Annotated in this window: 14 protein-coding genes and 1 riboswitch; of the genes, 8 read left to right on the forward strand and 6 right to left on the reverse strand. The window is 64.2% G+C overall.

What is annotated here, in order from left to right; all coding sequences use genetic code 11:
* Nucleotides 1-227 precede the first annotated feature (227 nt).
* The 4 genes from ACYX7E_RS07630 (at nt 228) to ACYX7E_RS07645 (ending at nt 9,147) form a co-directional block, all read left to right on the forward strand.
* Nucleotides 228-4,997 carry a hypothetical protein gene (locus ACYX7E_RS07630; protein WP_462079971.1) on the forward strand — a complete coding sequence of 1,590 codons (4,770 nt, stop codon included), beginning with the start codon at nt 228-230 and terminating at the stop codon, nt 4,995-4,997.
* 788 nt (nt 4,998-5,785) lie between these two features.
* Nucleotides 5,786-6,724, forward strand: coding sequence for a 30S ribosomal protein S6--L-glutamate ligase (gene rimK, locus ACYX7E_RS07635; protein ID WP_462079972.1), 939 nt, complete (start codon nt 5,786-5,788; stop codon nt 6,722-6,724).
* A gap of 409 nt (nt 6,725-7,133) precedes the next feature.
* A complete protein-coding gene (locus ACYX7E_RS07640; RefSeq protein ID WP_462079973.1) occupies nt 7,134-7,817 on the forward strand; it encodes a response regulator transcription factor in 684 nt (227 codons plus the stop codon).
* On the forward strand, nt 7,804-9,147 hold the full coding sequence (locus ACYX7E_RS07645) for a sensor histidine kinase (RefSeq protein ID WP_462079974.1): 1,344 nt from the start codon (nt 7,804-7,806) through the stop codon (nt 9,145-9,147). The genes ACYX7E_RS07640 and ACYX7E_RS07645 overlap by 14 nt, the downstream gene beginning before the upstream one ends.
* 104 nt (nt 9,148-9,251) lie before the next feature.
* Here the strand turns inward: ACYX7E_RS07645 and ACYX7E_RS07650 are convergent, their stop codons facing one another.
* Together ACYX7E_RS07650 and metF are read right to left on the reverse strand one after the other, a co-directional pair.
* Nucleotides 9,252-9,836: a DUF4124 domain-containing protein gene (locus ACYX7E_RS07650; protein ID WP_462079975.1), complete on the reverse strand. Its 585-nt coding sequence runs from the start codon at nt 9,834-9,836 to the stop codon at nt 9,252-9,254.
* Nucleotides 9,837-10,077: 241 nt separating this feature from the next.
* Nucleotides 10,078-10,905 carry a methylenetetrahydrofolate reductase [NAD(P)H] gene (metF, locus tag ACYX7E_RS07655; RefSeq protein WP_462079976.1) on the reverse strand — a complete coding sequence of 276 codons (828 nt, stop codon included), beginning with the start codon at nt 10,903-10,905 and terminating at the stop codon, nt 10,078-10,080.
* A 268-nt stretch (nt 10,906-11,173) separates the two neighbouring features.
* Here metF and ACYX7E_RS07660 point away from each other — a divergent pair, with 268 nt between their 5' ends.
* The 3 genes from ACYX7E_RS07660 to ACYX7E_RS07670 all read left to right on the forward strand — a co-directional run bounded on the left by ACYX7E_RS07660 (nt 11,174) and on the right by ACYX7E_RS07670 (nt 14,005).
* The gene (locus ACYX7E_RS07660) at nt 11,174-12,304 is read left to right on the forward strand and encodes a GGDEF domain-containing protein (protein ID WP_462079977.1); all 1,131 of its coding nucleotides are present in this window, start codon (nt 11,174-11,176) and stop codon (nt 12,302-12,304) included.
* Between the two features lie 135 nt (nt 12,305-12,439).
* Nucleotides 12,440-12,997, forward strand: a complete 558-nt coding sequence (locus ACYX7E_RS07665; protein ID WP_462079978.1) for a DUF3228 family protein — start codon at nt 12,440-12,442, stop codon at nt 12,995-12,997.
* Nucleotides 12,998-13,078: 81 nt separating this feature from the next.
* Nucleotides 13,079-14,005 (forward strand): M14 family metallopeptidase, encoded by a 927-nt coding sequence (locus ACYX7E_RS07670; protein ID WP_462079979.1) that lies wholly within the window; start codon nt 13,079-13,081, stop codon nt 14,003-14,005.
* A gap of 153 nt (nt 14,006-14,158) precedes the next feature.
* Here the strand turns inward: ACYX7E_RS07670 and ahcY are convergent, their stop codons facing one another.
* Nucleotides 14,159-15,619 (reverse strand): adenosylhomocysteinase, encoded by a 1,461-nt coding sequence (gene ahcY, locus ACYX7E_RS07675; RefSeq protein WP_462079980.1) that lies wholly within the window; start codon nt 15,617-15,619, stop codon nt 14,159-14,161.
* Between the two features lie 33 nt (nt 15,620-15,652).
* Nucleotides 15,653-15,739, reverse strand: a riboswitch (S-adenosyl-L-homocysteine riboswitch).
* Nucleotides 15,740-15,897: 158 nt separating this feature from the next.
* Here ahcY and ACYX7E_RS07680 point away from each other — a divergent pair.
* Nucleotides 15,898-17,148: an OmpA family protein gene (locus ACYX7E_RS07680; protein ID WP_462079981.1), complete on the forward strand. Its 1,251-nt coding sequence runs from the start codon at nt 15,898-15,900 to the stop codon at nt 17,146-17,148.
* Nucleotides 17,149-17,154: 6 nt separating this feature from the next.
* Here ACYX7E_RS07680 and ACYX7E_RS07685 read toward each other — a convergent pair whose 3' ends face one another.
* The 3 genes from ACYX7E_RS07685 to metK form a co-directional block, all read right to left on the reverse strand.
* Nucleotides 17,155-18,144, reverse strand: a complete 990-nt coding sequence (locus ACYX7E_RS07685; protein ID WP_462079982.1) for an alpha-E domain-containing protein — start codon at nt 18,142-18,144, stop codon at nt 17,155-17,157.
* Nucleotides 18,144-19,571 carry a circularly permuted type 2 ATP-grasp protein gene (locus ACYX7E_RS07690; protein ID WP_462079983.1) on the reverse strand — a complete coding sequence of 476 codons (1,428 nt, stop codon included), beginning with the start codon at nt 19,569-19,571 and terminating at the stop codon, nt 18,144-18,146. The genes ACYX7E_RS07685 and ACYX7E_RS07690 overlap by 1 nt, the downstream gene beginning before the upstream one ends.
* Nucleotides 19,572-19,884: 313 nt before the next feature.
* Complete coding sequence (gene metK, locus ACYX7E_RS07695) at nt 19,885-21,093, reverse strand: methionine adenosyltransferase (protein WP_462079984.1); 1,209 nt, start codon at nt 21,091-21,093, stop codon at nt 19,885-19,887.
* Nucleotides 21,094-21,237 lie beyond the last annotated feature (144 nt).

Genomic DNA, 21,237 nt, shown 5'->3' on the forward strand with positions numbered 1-21,237 from the left:
CCCCGGGCTGGCGACTATCCAGCTTTGAATCTTGGCCCGAAGGCCGACCGAGATTACAGGGAGCATGCGCTTCCGAATCAGGTACAACGACATTTCCCCGATCCTCGGGGGCATGATCCGTAGACTACGGGGCTGCCCAGCCGTCGAGCTGAGGGTTAAGACTACAATAAGGAGGGCTGGCCGAGCGCCAGCCCTTTTTTCGGGGAAGAGTAGAGAAGGGGACGGAAATGGCGGAGCTCACTCGGATTCATTCAAGCGAATCCCCCGATGCAATTAATGTCGTTTTCGTCCACGGTCTGGGTGGCGATGCGCTGCAAACCTGGATGCATGACGCAGCGGACGATTCAACTTTGTGGCCGAGGTGGGTGGGCGAAGACGCAAAGTGCAACGTCTGGGTCATGGGATATGACGCCTCGACTTCCGCATGGAAGGGGCAGGCAATGCATCTCGCTGATCAGGGCGTCGCGTTTATGTCGGAGCTGCTTTATGAGTCGGCACTTCGGGATCGACCGCTTGTCCTTGTTGGTCACAGCCTTGGCGGTCTTGTCATCAAATCAGGGATGGTGCAGGCGGCCACACTTGGTGATCAGAAGTTCCGCCCTCTGCTGGATTCAATAGCCGGGGTGGTTTTCGTTGGAACGCCCCATCAGGGATCGGACCTCGCGACTGTCGCTAATGCGATCGTCGGCCTCCGTCCGAATCCGCAAGTAGTCAATATGACTGCGGATGATGCTTGGCTCAAAACCCTAAACGGTCAGTTCCGAGTGCTTCAAGCTGATCGGGGTTTTCAGGTTGCGGTGTTCTTCGAAACGCATCGCGCCTTCTTTGGGCGAAGAATTCTGGGCATTCCCTTCGGCGCTCGAATTCTTGTCGTGGACCGCAATAGCAGCGATCCACAGATCCCGCAGGTTGTCCCGACGCCGATCCCTGCTGACCATATTCAAATCGCCAAGCCGGCTAATCGTAGAGCCACGATCCACAAGGGTCTGCTCGCCTTCCTTCGCAGGGTAAGTGAAGAACTGCCTGCGCAATCTGCCGGTGACGCTGCGGGACGGGCTGACTTTCACGTCTTGCGCGAAAGTCTCCATAAGGCGTCTGCGCCGCTACTTACCTGGCCCAGCACGTTGCCGGACGGATCTTGGCTGCTCCGTCCGGAGCTGGAGCAGGTGGTCGGGAGCATCGATGAAACCGTTTCAAGTCTTACCCTTCTTCTTGGTGATCCTGGAAGTGGTAAGTCAGCGATGCTGTCAAGGATGGCGCAGATCAAAGAGGAGCAAGGATGGCCGGTCCTTGCCATCAAGGCTGATCGACTGCCTCAGGACGTTTTGGACCGCGACGCGCTCTCAAACTACCTGGGCATCGGGAACGATCCCGTCGTTGCGATTCGGGAGCTCGCGGGTGTCGGACCTGTTCTCGTCATCATCGACCAGCTCGATGCCTTGGCCGACCTGGTCGTGCAGCATTCGGCGCGGCTGCGAGTGCTACTTGATCTAATCAGAGACTTGGCAGATACGCCAAACGTTCACATTGTGGCGTCCTGCAGAATCTTTGAGCAGCGACATGATCCAAGCTTGCGCAATCTCGAAGCGACGCCTGTCACATTGCAGCTTCCCGACTGGGAAGCCGTCCAGGCAGTGTTAGACGCACGCGGAATAAGTGCCGCCGGCTGGAATGAAGAGCTAAAGCAAGTTCTTCGCTCTCCGCACGCCCTCGACGTGTTTATGGGTCTGCTGCAAGTAACGACGGAAGCGGGCGTGCTGACCAGCTTCCAAGGCATGCTGCAGTTGCGGTGGCAGTCTGAGATTCTGTCCGACCTAAGCGGCCGCCGAAAGCGTGCTGTCCTTGAAATCGCTCGGCTGATGGCGGAGCGAGAGGTTCTTGGATTGCCTCTGGCTGCAGTGGAGGACTGGCTTCCTGAAGTAAAAGCGCTAGCTGCGGCGGGATTCTTGCGATTCGACGAGGGAGCGGGGCGCGTCGAATTTCGGCATCAAACTCTCTACGAATTCATTCGCGCGCGCAGTTTTCTGGACGAGGCAGGAAGCCTCACGGATGCAGTGCTTCGCAATCAGGCTAGTTTGCGGATTCGACCGCAACTTTGGCACGCGCTGGCATTTTTTCGAAAAACGAGTCCAGAGGATTACCAAGCCGAGCTGGACCGTTTATGGAATTCCGATCTTCGGCCGCATCTGAGGATGTTGGTCATTGAGCTCATTGGACGGCAGGACGCCCCGCTTCCAGCAGAGGTCGCGCTGGTTTCTCGATCGCTGGATGATCTCTGGTTCAGACCCAGGTTCATTAATGCGTGCGTGGGCAGCCCAGGGTGGTTTGATCTGCTCGCTGGAGGTTATCTGCCAGTCTGGATGGCGTTGCCGCCGAATGAAGCCCGCGCCGTTGTTCCCCTGCTGGAAGGCGCATTGGGTTCAAATTCGCTGCGTGTTATCGAGCTCATTAGGGAATTCTGGCTTCCCGATACGGCAAAGGACGACTTGAGCTGGCGAGTCCTGGGTCTGGCGAATGTCGACCCCAAAGCTCCCGGCTGGGTAGAGGTGCTTGAAACCATTTCGCTAAGGACGACCCTCGCGGAATGGGCGGTGGACGCTGCATCAAGCGCCCTAAGCGCAACATTGCCGGATCAAGCTCCTCGACTTGTCAGGGCGTGGATCCATCAGCGGCTCCAGCAATCTCGTGCAAGAAATGATCAAGCGCGCGATGAGGTGGCTGCTCCTGGTGACGCGGCAGACGACGGAATTGATTCACTCCTTGAAGGCCGTCAATTTCACAGTCTGCCGGCGATCGCGGAAGCTGCGCCTAAGGCTTTCATCGAGGCGATTTGGCCCCTCTTTATCGAAATTCTGGAGATAAACGCCCGCCCGGACCACGATATTTTGGTTGGTTTTCGACAGAGTCGTGATCTGGTTCTTGATGAAATGGACGATGAAGAGCGAATCGAAAAACCGTTAGTCGAGGCGATGTGGAGGGGAGTGCAAGGCTGGGCAAGCAACGACCCCGGAGGCTTTATGGACTTCGTTGAGTCGAACCCATCTTCGCAGCTCCTGGTTGCGGAGCGCCTGCTAGCAAAGGGCGTTGAGGAGTGTGTGGCGGCATACCCCGGCAGAGCGCTTGCCTACATTCAGGGCGACTTGCGTCGCTTCGCGCTAGGTCCGTACTCGAACGTCCATAAGGAAAGCGTTGCGCTGATCCGTGCCGTCAGTCCTCACCTAGACCACGTGCAGCTCGCTTCTTTGGCAGGAACCATTCTTGGCTGGGAACGTTACAAAGCAACGCCAGAACAGGAAGATGCGGAAACGAGGCGTCAGCGGTTGCGGTGGGCCAGGCAGCACCGCCTGCGCCTTCTCCGCGGCCTTCCGAAGGAACGTTTGAGGCCTGAGTTGGCCCGGCAGCTGGAGGAGGAGGAACGCGCTTTTCCGGACCTCGGCGACCAGGACGTCTATTTTTCTGGCGCTCAATGGATTGGAAGTCCAGTGACGGCTGATCAAATGGCGAGGAGCAAGGATGAGGACATCCTGAACTTGTTTGACGAACTCAGTGATGAGTCCGCTTGGGACCATCCGACTGACTGGATGAAGGGTGGGGCGATTCAGGCCGGCCGAGAGTTAGGCGCCCTTGCGAAAACCGATCGTGAAAAGGTGCTGAGGGTAGTGCGGGGGTTGAAACCAGGCACCAATGAAATCCCGGCCGGGATTGTTGTTCGTGAACTTGGCTCATCGGGTTTTCCTGCGGTCGAGCTCTATGCCCTGATTGAGGAATTGGAGGACGGGGGGTTCGCGAGCGAAGGATTTCGCCAAGAGGCTGCATTTACTGTAAGCGCCGCGATGACGCCAGATTGCCCTGTGCCGGATTCGTTGATGGAGCGCATGGAAAGTTGGCTTACCCCGACGGAACAGGACGAAGAGGATGACAGCGCATCGCGCAGGTCGGACGATTCATCCGTTCTCTGGGGTGGCCCGTCGTCGAGGGCTTTGCCAGGCGGCAACTTTCCAATCCTGGGATCTCTGACCGAAGCCTGCTTGAAGAGCAATCCGAGACAGGTCGATCGCTGGCTGGGTATTCTGGAGCGACACGTGAGGAGATCGGATTCGTCCCAAGTCTGGCGGGCGATGCAATGGCGCTACTTATCGAAGCTCAGCCTCGCCAATCGCTCTCGTGCGGAAGCATTTCTCGATGGCCTCTTTAACGCGCATCCCGAACTATTGGCTAGTTCAGACGGCGTGCGTTTTCTGGCTGAGTCGTTTCGCTGGATGTCGGTAGCCAAGGTCCAGCAATGGTTCGAACGCCTTGAAGCAGCGGGGCGGAACGACATCGGCTTGGGTGAGCTTGCCGCTTTGCGACATGCGATGTTCCCTGCCGAAGGCTGGGCTAGGGATGCGGTCGCGACCGCTCTGGCGGGCACAGAGGAAGCGGCGCTGATGCGCAGAATCGGAATTGCCCATGCGGTGGCGCAGCTGTGGCCTTCACCGATGCTTCGTCTGGTGGTGCATCCAATGCTTCTGCAGCTAGTGGGCAGCTCGAACGAGCCAGTGCTGGGCGCGTTGTCAAAGATATTTAGGACAGGCGGCTTTTTGCCCGACGAGCAAACACGCGAATTCCTTGATTCTCTCGTTTCACGTCCGGGCATCCTGGCCCAGCAACACGCGGAACAGGTTCCAGAAATCTTGGAAAGTCTCGTCGTCTACGACCCAGACCGGGTTTCGAGGGTTGCCAATGCTGTGCTGGACGTCGCAAACGAGCAAATGGGGAATATGGCCACTTCGTGGTACCTGAGTACTGAGCCGTTGTTGGCAGTCGCCCTGCGTTTACAGGACCTTGGGGCCAGTCAGCGAGACGAAGGGTCGCGGCTCTTTGAGAGGATGTTGGAGTTCAACCTACCACAGGCCCAGGAGCTCACTCTGGATCTCGACAAGCGGACTCCAATTAAGGGCGTCAACCGGCCAATGCGTCGACGTAGAGCGGCGAGGGGGGCTAGACGCAGGATGTAACCATCGATTCCAGCCGAATTCCAGTCGCCAATTCAGGGCGGCTGCCGGAAGGGTCAGCTGGCTAGACATGGACCCGCGCAAGGGCGGGTAACTCTAAAAAACGGATCCGTGGGGTTAAAACTGGGGTATCGGAGGCTTTTTCTCCGGCAAAAGTTTGGGCAGGCCTGGGGCTTATGGCTAGCTTACGAGTACCCCCTTGGTTCCATACAAACGAAAAACACGCCGCAAGGCCGCTTTTTCCTTTGGCTTGCTGTCCAGAATGGTCCGAAGTCGACCCATAGCAAACGCCTGCTCCTGGCCGATCGCAGCCTTTGAAGGGGGGCGCGACGATGGGTACGCCGCTCGGCCACAATTGGGCCACCGTCACACGGGCGGGACGGCTCAGGCTCCCTGATGTGTCGGTAGGGGTGGGGCCGACAAGGCTATGAGCCTCGATACGCTCAGGCTTGAATCGGAGCGCCACGCGATCGATTCGCTGAGGTCGAGACTTCCCGCGGCGGGGCGGTCCTTCACGCCGGGCACCGCGGCATGGCCTTCGCTGGACGTTAGGAGATGACCATGGAAAAGGCGTGGTTGTCTGCTCGAAGACGGCGGTACATAATGGGGATGTTTCTCGCTTAACGAACACAAAAAACCCATTCTGAATCAATGGGTTGGAAACGGGTGCTTGTTTACATCACCCGCTCCAGACATCGGCGGCATCATCCTTCGCGATGATGCCGCCGTTTCTTTGGGCGGCCTGCGCCAGCGCGTTGGCGTCCTTTTTCCGGAGCCCCGCCGGGCACGCCATGAAGCTCGCCATCCTCTCCCGCAACAGCAAGCTGTACTCGACCCGGAAACTGGTCGAGGCGGCACGTCACCGCGATCACAGCGTGCGCATCCTCGACCCGCTGCGCTGCTACATGCGCATCAGCAGCGAGGGGTTCGCGATGCATTACAAGGGCAAGCCGATCGATGGCTACGACGCGGTGATCCCGCGCATCGGTTCCTCGATCACCCGCTACGGCAATGCCGTGCTGCACCAGTTCGAACTGATGGGCAGCTACACCCCCAATCCTTCGGCCTCGGTGGCGATCGCGCGTGACAAGCTGCGCTGCCACCAGATCCTGGCCTCGCGCGGCATCGGCATGCCGGTGACGGTGTTCGGCGACAACCCCGACGACACCATCGACCTGCTGTCGATGCTGGGCCCGCCGCCGCATGTCATCAAGCTCAACGAAGGCACGCAGGGCAATGGCGTGATGCTGACCGAGAAGCCGTCCGCCTCGCGCAGCGTGGTCGAGACCCTGCGTGGCCTGTATGCGAGCTTCCTGGTCCAGGAGTTCGTGGCCGAGGCCGAAGGCGCGGACCTGCGCTGCCTGGTGGTTGGCGATCGCGTGGTCGCATCGATGCGGCGGCAGGCGGCGGCGGGCGACTTCCGCTCCAACCTGCATCGGGGCGGCAGCGCCGAGGCCGTCGACGCCAGCCAAGACGAGCGCGATGTCGCTGTCCGTGCCGCGCAGGCTGTGGGTCTGAACATTGCCGGCGTCGACCTGATCCGTGCCGAGCGTGGACCGCTGGTGCTGGAAGTCAATGCCTCGCCCGGGCTCGAAGGCATCGAGGCCGCGACCGGCGTGGATGTGGCCGGCGAGATGCTGGATTTCGTCACCGCACAGGTGGCCTTGCGCGGGCCGCTGAACCGCGAGCGTCCCTCGCGCGGCCGTGCCGGCAAGGCCACGAAAACTTAACGCTGGCTTTAACGGCGCTTTAATTGCCCCGGCGCTACTTTGGCATCGCAGGCAGGCACTCCCGTTCGGGACCTGCCGGTGCAATGTGGTGACGGTTGGATGTGGTGGTCATGGGGACGACCTTTTTGGGCCTGGGCGCTGGTCTCGCTCAGGCCCTTTGTTTTGTGGGAGGCGCCGGCGCTTGCTGGCGGGCCGGGGCCATTGCGCAGATGGCCGCAGGCTGATCGACGGGCCGGCGGTCACACCGGTTTGGCGGTGGCTGCGGTATCTTCCGCAGACCGTCCACGCCCGTGCCGCCAGCGATGCCCGTCATCGCCGCCGGCCGGACAGAGACAGATCGCGCCGCAGGGGCCAGTCGCCCGTGTGGCCAACGGGGCGGATGCCCCTCAGCAACTGAGTTTCCAGCCCTATGCGCATACTCGTCATCGAAGACAACCAGGACATCGCTGCCAACCTCGGCGACTATCTCGAAGATCGCGGGCACACCGTCGATTTCGCCGCGGATGGCGTCACCGGACTGCACCTGGCCGTGGTCCATGATTTCGATGCCATCGTGCTCGACCTCAACCTGCCCGGCATCGACGGCCTCGAAGTCTGCCGCAAGCTGCGCAACGATGCGCGCAAGCAGACCCCGGTGCTGATGCTGACCGCGCGCGACAGCCTCGACAACAAGCTCGCCGGTTTCGACTCCGGTGCCGACGACTACCTGATCAAGCCCTTCGCGCTGCAGGAGGTCGAAGTCCGCCTCAATGCCCTGTCGCGCCGTGGCAAGGGCGTGCAGACGCGGGTGCTCAACGTTGCCGACCTGGAATACAACCTCGACACGCTGGAAGTGCGTCGTGGCGGCAAGCTGGTACAGCTCAACCCGACCGCGTTGAAGATCCTGCAGTCGTTAATGGAAGCATCCCCGGCCGTGGTGACCCGACAGGAGCTGGAGACCCGCGTCTGGGGCGAGGAACTGCCGGATTCGGATTCCCTGCGCGTGCACATCCATGGTCTTCGCGCGATGGTCGACAAGCCGTTCGGCAATCCGTTGATCCAGACCCGTCATGGCATCGGCTACCGGATCGCCCAGCCCGATGGCGGAACCTGAGTCGACGCCGGAGCGTCCTGCGCGAAGCAGGACGAGGCGCTACCGCCGGCGGCTGCGCAGCCGCATCATCCTGTCCTTCGTCCTGTTGGGACTGGGACTGACGACGCTGTTTGCCTTCCTGACCCAGGAAGCACGTAACCGGGTCGAGAACGCGCTCGTCGAAGACGTGATGAACCGCAATATCGACGAGGCGGCGCGGCAGTACGCGATGGACCCGTTGAATCCGGTTGCCCCGGTGACGCAGATCAAGGCCTATATCTATTCGCCTGATCGGTTCGAGTCCGTGCGCGTGAACCGGCCCGAATGGTACTCGCTCGCCGACGGCATCCATGGCATCACCGGGACCGACGAGTTCGGCCAGCCGATGTCCTACAAGCTTGCGGTCCGCAAGACGCCGGAAGCCTGGTTCTACCTCGCGTACGACATGACCCAGGCCGCACAGGGTGAGGCGCAGTTCCGGCGTGCGATGGTGGGCGCGGTGGTGCTGTTCTCGCTGTTGTCGTTGCTGACGGGTTGGTGGGCTGCATCGCGGGTCATGCGTCCCGTCTCGGAACTGGCCAAGCGCTTACGCCGTTCCGGTGGCAGCGTGCAGCCACAGGCGCTGGCGCCGCACTTCGCGGACGACGAAGTGGGTGAGCTGGCCAAGGCGCTGGACGACTACTCGGCGCGGCTGACCGAAGTGGTCAAGCGCGACCGGGAGTTCAACGCCGATGTCAGCCATGAACTGCGCACACCGCTGGCGGTAATCAAGGGTGCGGTGGAACTCCTGCTGTCGCGCGCTGAACTGGACGAAAAGACGCACGCAAGACTGCTCCGCATCCAGCGTGCCGAGCAGCAATGCACCGACCTGATCAGTGCCTTGCTGCTGTTGTCCCGGAACGAGCGCGGTCGAGGCGCGACCAATGTCGCGAAGGTCGCCGAGCAGTTGTTCGATGCCCATCGCCAGCAACTGGGTGGCAAGCCACTCCAGTTGAAGCTGGAAGGCGCGACCGGGCTGATCGTCGATGCACCGGAAGCGGCTGTGTCCGTCGCGCTGGGCAACTTGATCGGCAATGCGGTCAAGTACACCTTGCAAGGCGCCGTCATCGTCCGCGTGCTCGATGGCGCGGTCGAGGTCATCGATTCCGGCCCTGGTTTGAGCGCCGAGGATGCGGCCCGCCTGTTCGAACGCGGCTATCGTGGGACGCATGCGGAACACTCGCAGGGCGGCGGCATCGGCCTGTCGATCGTGCGCAGACTGTGCAAGCTCTACGACTGGGATGTCCGGGTGGTCCCGGGTCAGGAACACGGTGTGGTCGCGACGCTGTTCTTTTCACCCAGCATGCCGTGAGGTGTCGTGGCACGCGGTTGCTCGTGACGGTGCCGCCCTGTTTCAACGATGCGTGGAGCGTATTCCGATGCGAACGGATACGGCCACGATCTCTGGCGCGCCTCCTACAGGCTGATCCACCAGCACCCCAGGTGCCTGCGTAGTCCGAAGACCGATTGCGATGGCGTGCTCTGGTTGGCAAGCGTCTGTTCCAGGCGCAGTGCGCTGGGCTGGCGCGGCGCTTGCGCGGGGCGTGCGCCCACGGATGGCGATATCGGCTGTGATGGCGGATGCGGTGACGGCATCGTGGGCGTGCCGATGCCGGCCTGCGCGACGGAAGTCGTCGCGACAGGCGCCGGTGGCGGAGGATCGGCCGGATAGAGTTCGGTGATGCCGACCAGCGGGCGCTGTGCGATCGCGTCGAGTCGCGCCATGACCGCGTAGCCGCCGCTGGTCGAAGCGCCGGGCCAGTGATACAGCCCCGAGAGTCGATTCGCGTCGCGGTTGTCGATGGCCGCCGTCAGTTCGAAGATCAGGTCCTGCAGTTCGCGATTACAGGCGCGGCGGCGGGGTGTCGCCGATGTCGACGCTGGCCCCGTACGCGCAAGGCTGTCGACCGCGCCGATCGTCGCGCAGGCCTTGTCGGTGTAGGCCGTACGTCCGTCCGCCGTCTCGCAACGGTTGACCTGTGCGTTGGCTGGCGGCTGCACGCCGATGAGCAGTAGTCCGATGAGGAGCAGTCCGCTGAGAGGCAGCCCGTTGGTCAGCAGCGTTGCAGGGAGCAGGACGGCAGGCGCCGCGAGTCTGGTTGCCCTGCATCGCGCCAGCCACGGTGGGCCTGCGATCGGATGCGGCGGTGGCGGCTGGCATGGCATCCGACAAGACTAGCCGGGCCGGCAGGCGCAATGAAGTCCGCTTGCTGCAGAAGCGATCGCGCGTACGCGGTTGCGTTCAGCCTGCCAGGCGCGACAGCACCGTATTGGTCGGCTTGGCGAGGTTGAGCGTGTAGAAATGCAGGCCGGGCGCGCCGCCATCGATCAGGCGTTCGCACAGCGCGGCCACGACGTCCGCACCGAAGTCGCGCACGCTGTCGGCATCGTCGCCGTAGGCCTGCATGCGCTTTCCGATCCAGCGCGGGATCTCGGCGCCGCATTGTTCGGAGAACCGACGCAACTGGCTGAAATTGGAGATCGGCATGATGCCGGGCGTGATCGGCACCTCGACGCCCAGTCGACGCACGGCATCGACGAAATGGAAGTAGGCGTCGGCGTTGTAGAAGTACTGGGTGATCGCGGCGCTGGCGCCGGCGTCGACCTTGGTCTTGAAGTGCTTCAGGTCGTCGAGCGCGCTGTCGGCCTGTGGATGCGTTTCCGGGTAGGCACCGACTTCGATGTGGAAGTGGTCGCCATGTTCTGCACGGATGAATGCGATCAGGTCGGACGCATAGCGGAGATCGCCCGGATGGCCCATGCCCGACGGCAGGTCGCCCCGCAGCGCGACGATGCGCCGACAGCCGATGGCCTTGTAGAGCTTGAGGAGTTCACGGATCTCCTCGCGACTGCCGCCGACGCAGGACAGGTGGGGTGCGGCGTCGAAGCCGTGCTCCTGCTGCAGGTGGCGGACCGTCTCCGAGGTGTAGCTCAGCGTGGAGCCGCCGGCGCCGAACGTGCACGACACATAGTCCGGCGCGCGGGGCTTGAGCTTGGCCGCGGTGCGGTCCAGCTGCTCGCGCTGCTCCAGGTTCTTGGGCGGGTAGAACTCGAAACTGATCGGGATCATGTCGGCAGGCCGGGGCGTGTTGCTCGCAATAATATCTCTTTATCGCGATGGATGTGAAGAGGTTGCGGCGTACGGGTCGACTCCGGGTCATGCCCGCTCGCGCGTATCCTTGGCCAGGCGCATCGCCATGGCCTCGCGAGGCCTCCGCCGGGGTCACTGGCGCAGGCGTCGACGGCGGACGCGCGCGTCGTCGCTGCGGGCCGCAAGGCGCAGAAAATGCTGCGCTTCCCTGTTTTCCTGCGCCGGCGATCCCCGTTACTCTGCGCGCATGCCCAATGCACCGACCGAATCCCAGCCCAGTCTGCTGCGCGCCCGCAACCTGCTGATGCAGGAGGTCATGGAGACGCGGCAACGTGCACGATTGGGGGGCTGGTTCTATGCGGTAGCGGCCGGGCTGGCGTTCGCGGTGACCGGGCTGGCCTCGCCCTATCGACTGCCCTCGATGCTGGTGGTCGGTGGCTTCCTGCTGCTGGCCATTGTCCGGGTCCTGCTTCCGGCGCCCGCGATCCCCGACGAACGCCTTGCGCAGCGTTACCTGCGCTCGATCTGGGCCGTGGTGCTGGCGACGGCCGTGGGCTGGGGCGCGTTCAGTGCCTGGGCGCAGCGCATGCTGCCCGAGCCCGGTCCGTTGATCGCCCTGCTGTTCTCCGGTGCATTCGGCATGGCGATCGCGCACACCCTGTGCATGCGCAAGCTGACCGGGGCGCTCGCCGTGCTGGCGGTGATGGCACCGACCCTGGTGGTGTTGTGGAACAACGTCGCACTGGGCGTCGGCGCCATGTGGCTGGTCTATACGGTGTACATGCTGCTGGTGATGACCCGCAGCCATCGGGAGTACTGGACGCGCCTGGAACTCGAGGAGGACCTGCGCCAGCAGCGCGATGTCTTCGAGAAGCAGAGCCGCGTCGATGGCCTGACCGGCCTGCCCAATCGGCGCGAGTTCTCGGCCTCGCTGGATCGCGCGCTGAAGGCGGCGAACGCCGGGCCCACGCTGTCGCTGCTGATCCTGGATATCGATCATTTCAAGCGCATCAACGACACCTTCGGCCATGTCGCCAGCGATGCCTGCCTGCGCGAGTTCGCCCGTCACTTGCGCGATGCCTTCCCGGTCGGTGAGGGACAGCTGTGTGCGCGGCTCGGGGGCGAGGAGTTTGGCGCGATCCTTCCCGTCGATGCGGCGACGGCGCATGCGCGCGCGGAAGCGTTCCGCAGCGGCCTGGAGCGCGCGCGGTTGACCTTCGACGGCATCCGCGAATCGGTGACGGTCAGCATCGGTTGCAGCAGCTTCGATGCCGCCCACCATGCCGATGCCGATGCGCTGTATCGCGAAGCCGATGCCGCGCTGTATCGCGCCAAGCTCGACGGCCGCAACCGCACGCAGCGTGCGCGGGTCGCCTGAGGGTTCTTGGCAACGGTGGCCTGACACCTGGAAGCCGGTGAACGACTGGATGCCGGTGCACGACAGCGCCGGGGCGCCTGGCGGGAGCGGCGGCCGGCGTTGTACCGTGGCGCCCGATCCCGACCTGGAGACCCGATGTCCATCCTCCTGACGCCGTTCGCGCGTACGCGCCTGTTCCCGCGCACGCCGCGTGCCAACACGATCCAGGACTGCACGCCCGAGCAGTTCGCCCGGTACCTCAACGAACACACGCCGCTGAAGGTGCTCGATGGCTACGCGCCGTTCTGCAAACTGCACGTGCATCGCAACTGGACCTCGACACGCTGCCTGACGGTGCCGGTCACCGACGACAATCGTCATCAGCTGCGTTCCGCCTACGAGGCGCGTTCGCGCGAGGAACTCCCGGTGCTGGTGCGCTGGTTCGAAGGCGTGACGCCGCCCGTCGCCGACTACCTGGTCGTGATCCTCTACAGCGCCGCGCAGTTGGCGAAGGAAGGCGCGCCAATCGATGGCGACTGGGGCGTGGTCGGCTGCATGTACACCGCCGAGCCCGATGAGATTCCGATGGCGCCGATCACGATGATGCGCAACGCGCTCGGAGTCGAGGAGGGCGGCTCCGGCGTGGCGCTGGACCGGGAGGCCTACCAGCGCAGCGTCGCGTTCTGGGAGCGCAACGCCAACTGGCGTCCATGACGACGGCAAGGCCTGCACGGAGCCGAGGCCGGGCCGGTGCTACAGTCGCCTCCTCTTGGTGACACGCAGGCAGGTGGCGCGGTGACGCAGCAGGCTTTCCATTCCATCGGTGTTCCCGGGCAACCCTGGGGCGACGCGGAACGCGCGCTGTGGCATGCCCGGCAGCAGCGTCGGCGCAGCTACCAGGACGAGGTCGTCGCCGCGATCGAAGGCCTGCGCGGACAGTGGGAGGTCGTCGAGTACGGTCGCGTCGAGGATGCGGGCGACCACTACACGCTGCTGGCGCTGAAAAGCCGCGACTGGGACGACGCCTTGCCATGCATGCTGGTCACCGGGGGCGTGCACGGCTACGAAACCAGCGGCGTCCAGGGCACCCTGCAGTTCGCCCGGCTCCATGCCGATGACAGCGCGGGATGCGCGAACCTTCTGGTGGTGCCGTGCATCAGTCCCTGGGCCTACGAGCGCGTGCAGCGCTGGAACCCGCAGGCGATCGACCCGAACCGTTCGTTCCGTGCCGACAGCCCGGCGCCGGAATCGGCTGCGCTGATGCGACTGGTGGCCCCGTTCAATGCGCAGGTGCTGATGCACATCGACCTGCATGAAACCACCGATACCGACGAGTCCGAGTTCAGGCCGGCACTGGCCGCGCGCGATGGCGTCGCGTTTGAACCCGGCAGCATCCCGGATGGCTTCTATCTGGTCGGCGACAGCGCCAATCCGCAGCCCGAGTTCCAGCAGGCCGTGATCGCGGCGGTGGAGCGGGTGACCCATATCGCGCCGGCCGATGCCGAGGGGCGGATGATCGGGTCGCCGGTGGTGGCGCATGGCGTCATCAACTATCCGGTCAAGCGGCTGGGGCTGTGCGCGGGCATCACCGATGCGCGGTACGTCACCACGACCGAGGTCTATCCCGATAGCGCGAGCGCGACCGCCGCACAATGCAACGACGCCCAGGTCGCGGCGATCCGTGCGGCGATCGCCTACGTCCTGGCGCAGCCGCAGCGCTGACGCACGGCCCTTGAAGCGTGGTCGCCTTCTGCGTACTTTGAAGTATTCCTGCTTCGTTGGTGCATGCCCTTCGGATGCACAGGGGCGTTGGGCACAAAAAAGAACGGGCGCCTTGCGGCGCCCGTTTTCTTGCCTTGCCGATCGCGGGAGCGATCAGTAGCGGTAATGGTCCGGCTTGTACGGGCCTTCGACCGGCACGCCGATGTAGTCGGCCTGTTCGGTGGTCAGTGTGGTCAGCTTGACGCCGATCTTCTCCAGGTGCAGGCGGGCCACTTCTTCATCCAGGTGCTTGGGCAGCAGGTAGACCTTGTTCTCGTAGCTGTCTTTGTTGGCCCACAGGTCGATCTGCGCCAGCGTCTGGTTGGCGAACGAGTTCGACATCACGAAGCTCGGGTGGCCGGTGGCGCAGCCGAGGTTCACGAGGCGGCCGTCGGCCAGCAGGAAGATCGCATTGCCGGCACTGCCATCGGCAGCCTCGAACACGTACTTGTCGACCTGCGGCTTGATGTTGATCTTCTGCACGCCCTTGAGGGCATTCAGCGCATCGACCTGGATCTCGTTGTCGAAGTGGCCGATGTTGCAGACGATCGCCTGGTCCTTCATCGCCTGCAGGTGCTCGACGCGGATGATGTCCTTGTTGCCGGTCGTGGTGACGTAGATGTCGCCACGGCCCAGGGTCGATTCGATAGTGTTGACCTCGAAGCCTTCCATCGCCGCCTGCAGTGCGCAAATCGGATCGATCTCGGTGACCACCACGCGCGCGCCGTAGGCACGCAGCGAAGCCGCGCAGCCCTTGCCGACATCGCCATAGCCGCAGACCACGGCGACCTTGCCGGCCAGCATCACGTCCATCGCGCGCTTGAGGCCGTCGGCCAGCGACTCGCGGCAGCCGTAGAGGTTGTCGAACTTGGACTTGGTGACCGAATCGTTGACGTTGATCGACGGCACCAGCAGCGTACCGGCCTGGGCCAGCTGGTACAGGCGGTGCACGCCAGTGGTGGTCTCTTCGGAGACACCCTTCCAGTCGGCGACCACGCGCGCCCAGTAACCGGGACGCTCGACGGCGACGCGCTTGAGCAGGTTCTTGATGATCTGCTCTTCGTGCGAGGCGGCGGGTTCGTCGACCCATTTGGAGCCGTTCTCGAGTTCGAAGCCCTTGTGGATCAGCAGGGTGACGTCGCCGCCGTCGTCGACGACCAGCTCAGGGCCGGTCAGCGTGCCGTCGGGCAGGGTGAAGGTCAGCGCGTCCAACGTGCAGTCCCAGTATTCCTCCAGCGTCTCGCCCTTCCAGGCGAACACCGGTGTGCCGGTCACGGCGATCGCGGCGGCGGCATGGTCCTGGGTCGAGAAGATGTTGCACGAGGCCCAGCGCACGTCGGCGCCGATGTCCTTGAGGGTCTCGATCAGCACCGCGGTCTGGATCGTCATGTGCAGCGAACCGGTCACGCGGACGCCCTTCAGCGGCAGCGAGGCGGCGTGCTTCTTGCGGATCGACATCAGGCCCGGCATCTCGTGCTCGGCGATATCGAGTTCCTTGCGGCCCCACTCGGCCAGTGAAATATCGGCGATCTTGTAGTCGCCATCGGTGGAAAACGTCTTGATCTGTGCGTTCATGGCATTGCTCCGTAAAAGGGAGTCCGGGGACTCTCGATACGGGCGCCGTTGTCGCTGGAAAACCTTGCCGAGCCTGGCCATGCCGGTCGCCCGGTCGTGGTCGCAGCGCCCCTCGGCACAAGCCAGCGATTATATCGCGCCTTTGCGCTCCGGGCCCGCTTGCGACGCACGCGATCCAGCCGGTCTTCACGTGGCCGGGACGGCGCGGGCGACGCTCACGAAACCTGAATCCGTGGCTGCTATACAGCGTTCGCACCCCGGAACAGAAGGAGACGACGATGCCCCATCCCGCCAGGCTGGCTGTCCCAATCCGCGCCACCGCTGCGCTGCTGGTGTTGCTGTCGATGACAGCCTGCCAGCGCACGCCCGAGGCCGATGCGGCCGCCTCCGCATCAGTGACCGGCGCGACGGCTGCGACCGACGCTGCGGCCGGTGATGTCGACGGCGTACAGACCTCCGCAGTCCGGGCGGAGGCCGGCACCGCCGGAGACGGAGATTTTCCGGCGATCCCGCAGATCGTGATTCCGGAGATCGTCGGCATCGGGCCGGCGCAACGCGCCTTGCAGGCATCGATGCAGGACATCATCGATCCGGTCGCGGGCGTCAGCATCAAGCCCGCCAACTGCGCCACCGACGGCGCGCTGGTCAACGATGCCGGCATCACCAGCGTGGATGCGCAGGGCAACCTGACGCGCAATGGCGACGAGGGCATCTTCAGGATCGACGCCGACGGCACCGGTACCGCCAACTACGAGGGCGGCATCATCACGATCAATGCCGATGGCAGCGGCACCATCAACGGCAATGGCAGCGGCGGTGGAGACGACGGCATCATCGCGGTCGAGGCGGATGGCGCTGGCAGCTACAACGGGCCTGACGGCATCATCAGCCTGGATGGCCGCGGCGCGGGCACCTGGAACGGCGACCACGGCATCATCAGCAACCACGGCGATGGCTCCGGCACCTGGAACGGGCCCCAGGGCCTGGTGACGATCAACGCCGATGGCTCCGGCACCTGGAACGGTCCGCAGGGGCTGGTGCGCAACCATGGCGACGGCAGCGGCGAGGTCGGCACGCCATCCAGGACCGTGGCGATGGCACCGATCCCCAAGGTGCTGCCGGCCGGCAGGTTTCCGCCGCTGCGCCGGTTCGCGCCGCCCGGCGCGCCATGCGGGGTGCTGATCACGTTGAACGACCAGGTGCTGTTCGATTTCGACAAGTCCGAGATCCGCCCGGATGCGGCCAAAGTGCTGGATGTGCTGGCGTCGGCGTTGAAGCAGGTCGAGGCCAGGCAGATGGACATCCGCGGGCATACCGATGCCAAGGGCAGCGACGCCTACAACCTGGAGCTGTCCGACCGTCGTGCGCAGTCGGTGGTCGCGGCGTTGCGGCAGCGTGGCGCCGCGCAGACGGCCTCGGCCAAGGGCTATGGCGAAGCGCAGCCGGTGGCGCCCAACGAGGTCGACGGCCAGGACAATCCCGCCGGCCGCCAGTTGAACCGTCGCGTCGAGATCTTCCTGCGCACCTGATCGCGGCTAGATCTGCAGCTGTCGCTGCGCCGGACGCGCGTCCGGCGTGGTCGCCATGAACTGCAGGTGGATCTCCTCGCCCAGCCGGGTCAGTTTTTTCATCGCGTCCTGCAGCCAGCTTTCCAATCCGCCGGAAATGACCTCGTCGATGCGCGCGTATCTTGCCTGCGCCGCCAGTGCGCCGGCCTGGCGCGCGACTTCCAGCGATTCGCTGCCGAGCAGGGTGCGCAACACGTCGTGGATCGCGCCCAGGCAGGTCTGCAGCGAGCGCGGGTTGTCGTCGTTGAGCAGCATCAGCGCGATGACGTTGGCCGGGCTGACCGATTCGCGATACATGCGGCGGTAGGTCTCGAACGCCGACAGCGATTGCAACAGCGCGCTCCACTGGAAGTACTGCACGGCATCGCGCGCTTCGCCGGACTCGGGCAGGTCGCTGTCGCTGCCGGTGATGTCGAGCAGGCGGATCGCCCAGTCGGCGCGTTCGATGAAGGCGCCCATCTGCAGGAAGTGATAGCCCTCGCCACGGCCGAGCGTGCCGATGGTGACGCCACGGAACGAGGCCGAACGGCTCTTGACCCATTCCAGCGTATTGCTGAGGCCGTCACGCCGCAGGCGGTCGGCATCCAGGCTGCGGATCTCCAGCCAGGAGGTGTTGAGGTCCTCGTACATTTCAGAGGTGATCGCAACGCGTTGCGCGCGTGCGTTCTCGCGTGCCGCGCGCATGCAGCTGTAGATCGACGCCGGGTTGTCCGGCGACAGCAGCATGTGGCGGACCACGCCGTCGGCATCGATGCTGTCGTGCTGGCGCAGGAACGCCGGCGCGGCGCCCAGTGCGTCGAGCGCGCGCCGCCACGGTCCGGCGGCGGCCTTGTTGCGGTCCAGTCGCTCGGGCAGCATCGAGATGCGCTGCGCGACGTCGAGCAGGCGCGCGGTGTTCTCGGCGCGCTCCATGTTGCGCGCGACCCAGTACAGGTCGTTGGCGGTGCGGCACAGCATCAGGCCAGCCCTCCATCGGATTCCAGTACCCAGGTGTCCTTGGTGCCGCCGCCCTGCGAGGAGTTGACCACCAGCGAGCCTTCGCGCAACGCGACGCGGGTCAGGCCACCCGGGATCACGTGGATGCGCTTGCCGCTGAGCACGTACGGCCGCAGGTCGATGTGCCGCGGCGCCAGCCCGCTCTCGACGAAGGTGGGACAGGTCGACAGCGACAGCGTGGGCTGGGCGATGTAGTTGTCGGGATTGGCGAGGATGCGTCCGCGGAACTCCTCGATTTCCGCACGCGTCGAGGCCGGTCCGACCAGCATGCCGTAGCCGCCGGCGCCATGGACTTCCTTGACCACCAGCTCCGGCAGATGGTCGAGCGCGTACTTGAGGTCGTCGGCCTTGCGCAGTTGCCAGGTCGGCACGTTGTGCAGGATCGGCTCCTCGCTGAGGTAGTAGCGGATCATGTCGGGCACGTACGGATACACCGACTTGTCGTCGCCGACACCGGTGCCTGGTGCGTTGGCCAGGGTCACGTTGCCGGCCCGGTAGGCGCCGAACAGGCCGGGCACGCCCAGCAGGGATTCCGGGCGGAATACCTCGGGATCGAGGAAGTCGTCGTTGATGCGGCGGTAGATCACGTGCACGCGCTGTGGGCCGCGCGTGGTGTGCGCGTAGACCATGTCGTCGCGCACGAACAGGTCCGCGCCCTCGACCAGTTCCACACCCATCTGCTGGGCCAGGAACGCATGCTCGAAATAGGCCGAGTTGCCCGCGCCCGGTGTCAGCACCGCGACCGTCGGATTGTCGATGCCCGCCGGTGCGGCCTGGCTGAGGATTTCCAGCAGCGCATCGGGATAGCGTTCCACCGGCGCGATCTGCTGGCGTGCGAACAGCTCCGGGATCAGCCGCGCCATCATCCTGCGGTTTTCCAACATGTAGGACACGCCGGAGGCGACGCGTAGGTTGTCCTCCAGCACGTAGTACTCGCCATCGCCGGCGCGCACCAGGTCGATACCGGAGATATGCGAATAGACGTCGGCGGCGACCCTGAGCCCCTGCATTTCCTTGCGGTACTCGCTGTTGCCGAGCACCAGTTCGACCGGAATGCGTTTGTCGCGCAGGATGCGCTGGTCGCCATAGATGTCGCCCAGGAACAGGTTCAGCGCATGCACGCGCTGGCGCAGTCCGGCTTCGAGCATGCGCCACTCGGACGCGGGCAGGATGCGCGGTACCAGGTCGAACGGGATCAGCCGTTCGTTGCCCGATTCCTCGCCATAGACCGAGAACGTGATGCCGACGCGGTGGAACGAGATCTCCGCCTCGCGTCGCTTGTGCGCGACCTGCTCATCGGGTGTACGTCTCAGCCAGTCGTCGAAGGCGTGGTAATGCGGGCGGCAGTTGCCGTCCGCTGCGTGCATCTCGTCGTAGCAATCCTGCATGTCGGGGCCTGCGTGGGGTGGGCCAGTCCTGCAGCCACAGATAGCACACGATCAGGGCCCGCAAAAGATGTTGCGGCGCATCAGCCGATTGCCTACAGTCCAATGGATCGGGCCTGTCGATGGATCGGGCCCCGGACGGGGCCGCGGCGAACGTGTCGGTGGTGACTGCCCCGCAGCTAACACGAGTACGCGCCGAGTCAGCAAGTCCTGAGCCAGCAAGCCCTGCACCGACGAGCCCTGGTCCAACCCGCCCGCAAAAGGAAACGGGCCGCGATGCGGCCCGTTCCCGATGACGCGATGGCAAGCGGCGAACTTACAGCTTCGCGGCCTTGCGCAGCTCTTCGGCCTTGTCGGTCTTTTCCCACGAGAACGCGGTCGCGGTGTGCGACTTGCCGCTGCCGTCGGTGTAGCTGAATTCCTTCGGCTTGCGGCCGAAGTGGCCATAGGCCGCGGTCTGCTGGTACATCGGGTGGATCAGGTCGAGCATCTGGATGATGCCGTACGGGCGCAGGTCGAAATGCTTGCGGATCAGCTTTTCGATCTTGTCGTCGCTGATCTTGCCGGTGCCGAACGTGGTGACCGAGATCGACGTCGGCTCGGCCACGCCGATGGCGTAGGAGACCTGCACTTCGCAACGGTCGGCCAGGCCGGCGGCCACGACGTTCTTGGCGACATAGCGCGCCGCATAGGCCGCCGAACGGTCGACCTTGGACGGATCCTTGCCCGAGAACGCGCCGCCGCCGTGACGGGCCCAGCCGCCGTAGGTGTCGACGATGATCTTGCGGCCGGTCAGGCCGCAGTCGCCCACGGGGCCACCGATGACGAACTTGCCGGTCGGATTGATGTGGAACTTGGTGCCCTTGTGCAGCCACTTCGCGGGCAGCACCGGCTTGATGATCTCTTCGCGGACGGCCTCGATCAGGTCCTTCTGCTTGATGCCCGGATCGTGCTGGGTCGACAGCACCACCGCGTCGATCGCCGAGACTTCGCCGTTCTCGTAGCGCAGGGTGACCTGGCTCTTGGCGTCCGGACGCAGCCAGGACAGCGGCGAGTTCTTCTTCTTGCGGATCTTGGCCTGCTGCTCGACCAGGCGGTGCGACAGGTGGATCGCCGCCGGCATGTAGCTGTCGGTCTCGTTGGTGGCATAGCCGAACATCAGGCCCTGGTCGCCAGCGCCCATTTCCTCGGGCTTCTTGCGGTCCACGCCCTGGTTGATGTCGGGCGACTGCTTGCCGATCAGGTTCAGCACGCCGCAGGTCGCGCCGTCGAAGCCGACGTCGGAGCTGTTGTAGCCGATGTCGACGATGACCTTGCGGGTCAGGGCTTCCAGGTCGATCCAGGCGCTGGTGGTGATCTCACCGGCGACGATCGCCACGCCGGTCTTGACCATGGTCTCGCAGGCCACGCGCGCGCGCTTGTCCTGGGCCAGGATCGCGTCCAGCACGGCGTCGGAAATCTGGTCGGCGACCTTGTCCGGGTGACCTTCCGAGACGGATTCGGAGGTGAACAGGTAGCTGGACATCGACTATATCCTTGTATTCGGATGAAAAGATGGGTGCAGATGATACACGGGCGCGGCCAAGGGCGCATCTTGCAGGGGGGGATGTTTCACGCAGGTTAAGCGATCCGCGACAGGCCTGTCGCCGGGCCGCTACGGGCGGGCCAC

Source organism: Luteimonas sp. RIT-PG2_3, from assembly GCF_054902115.1.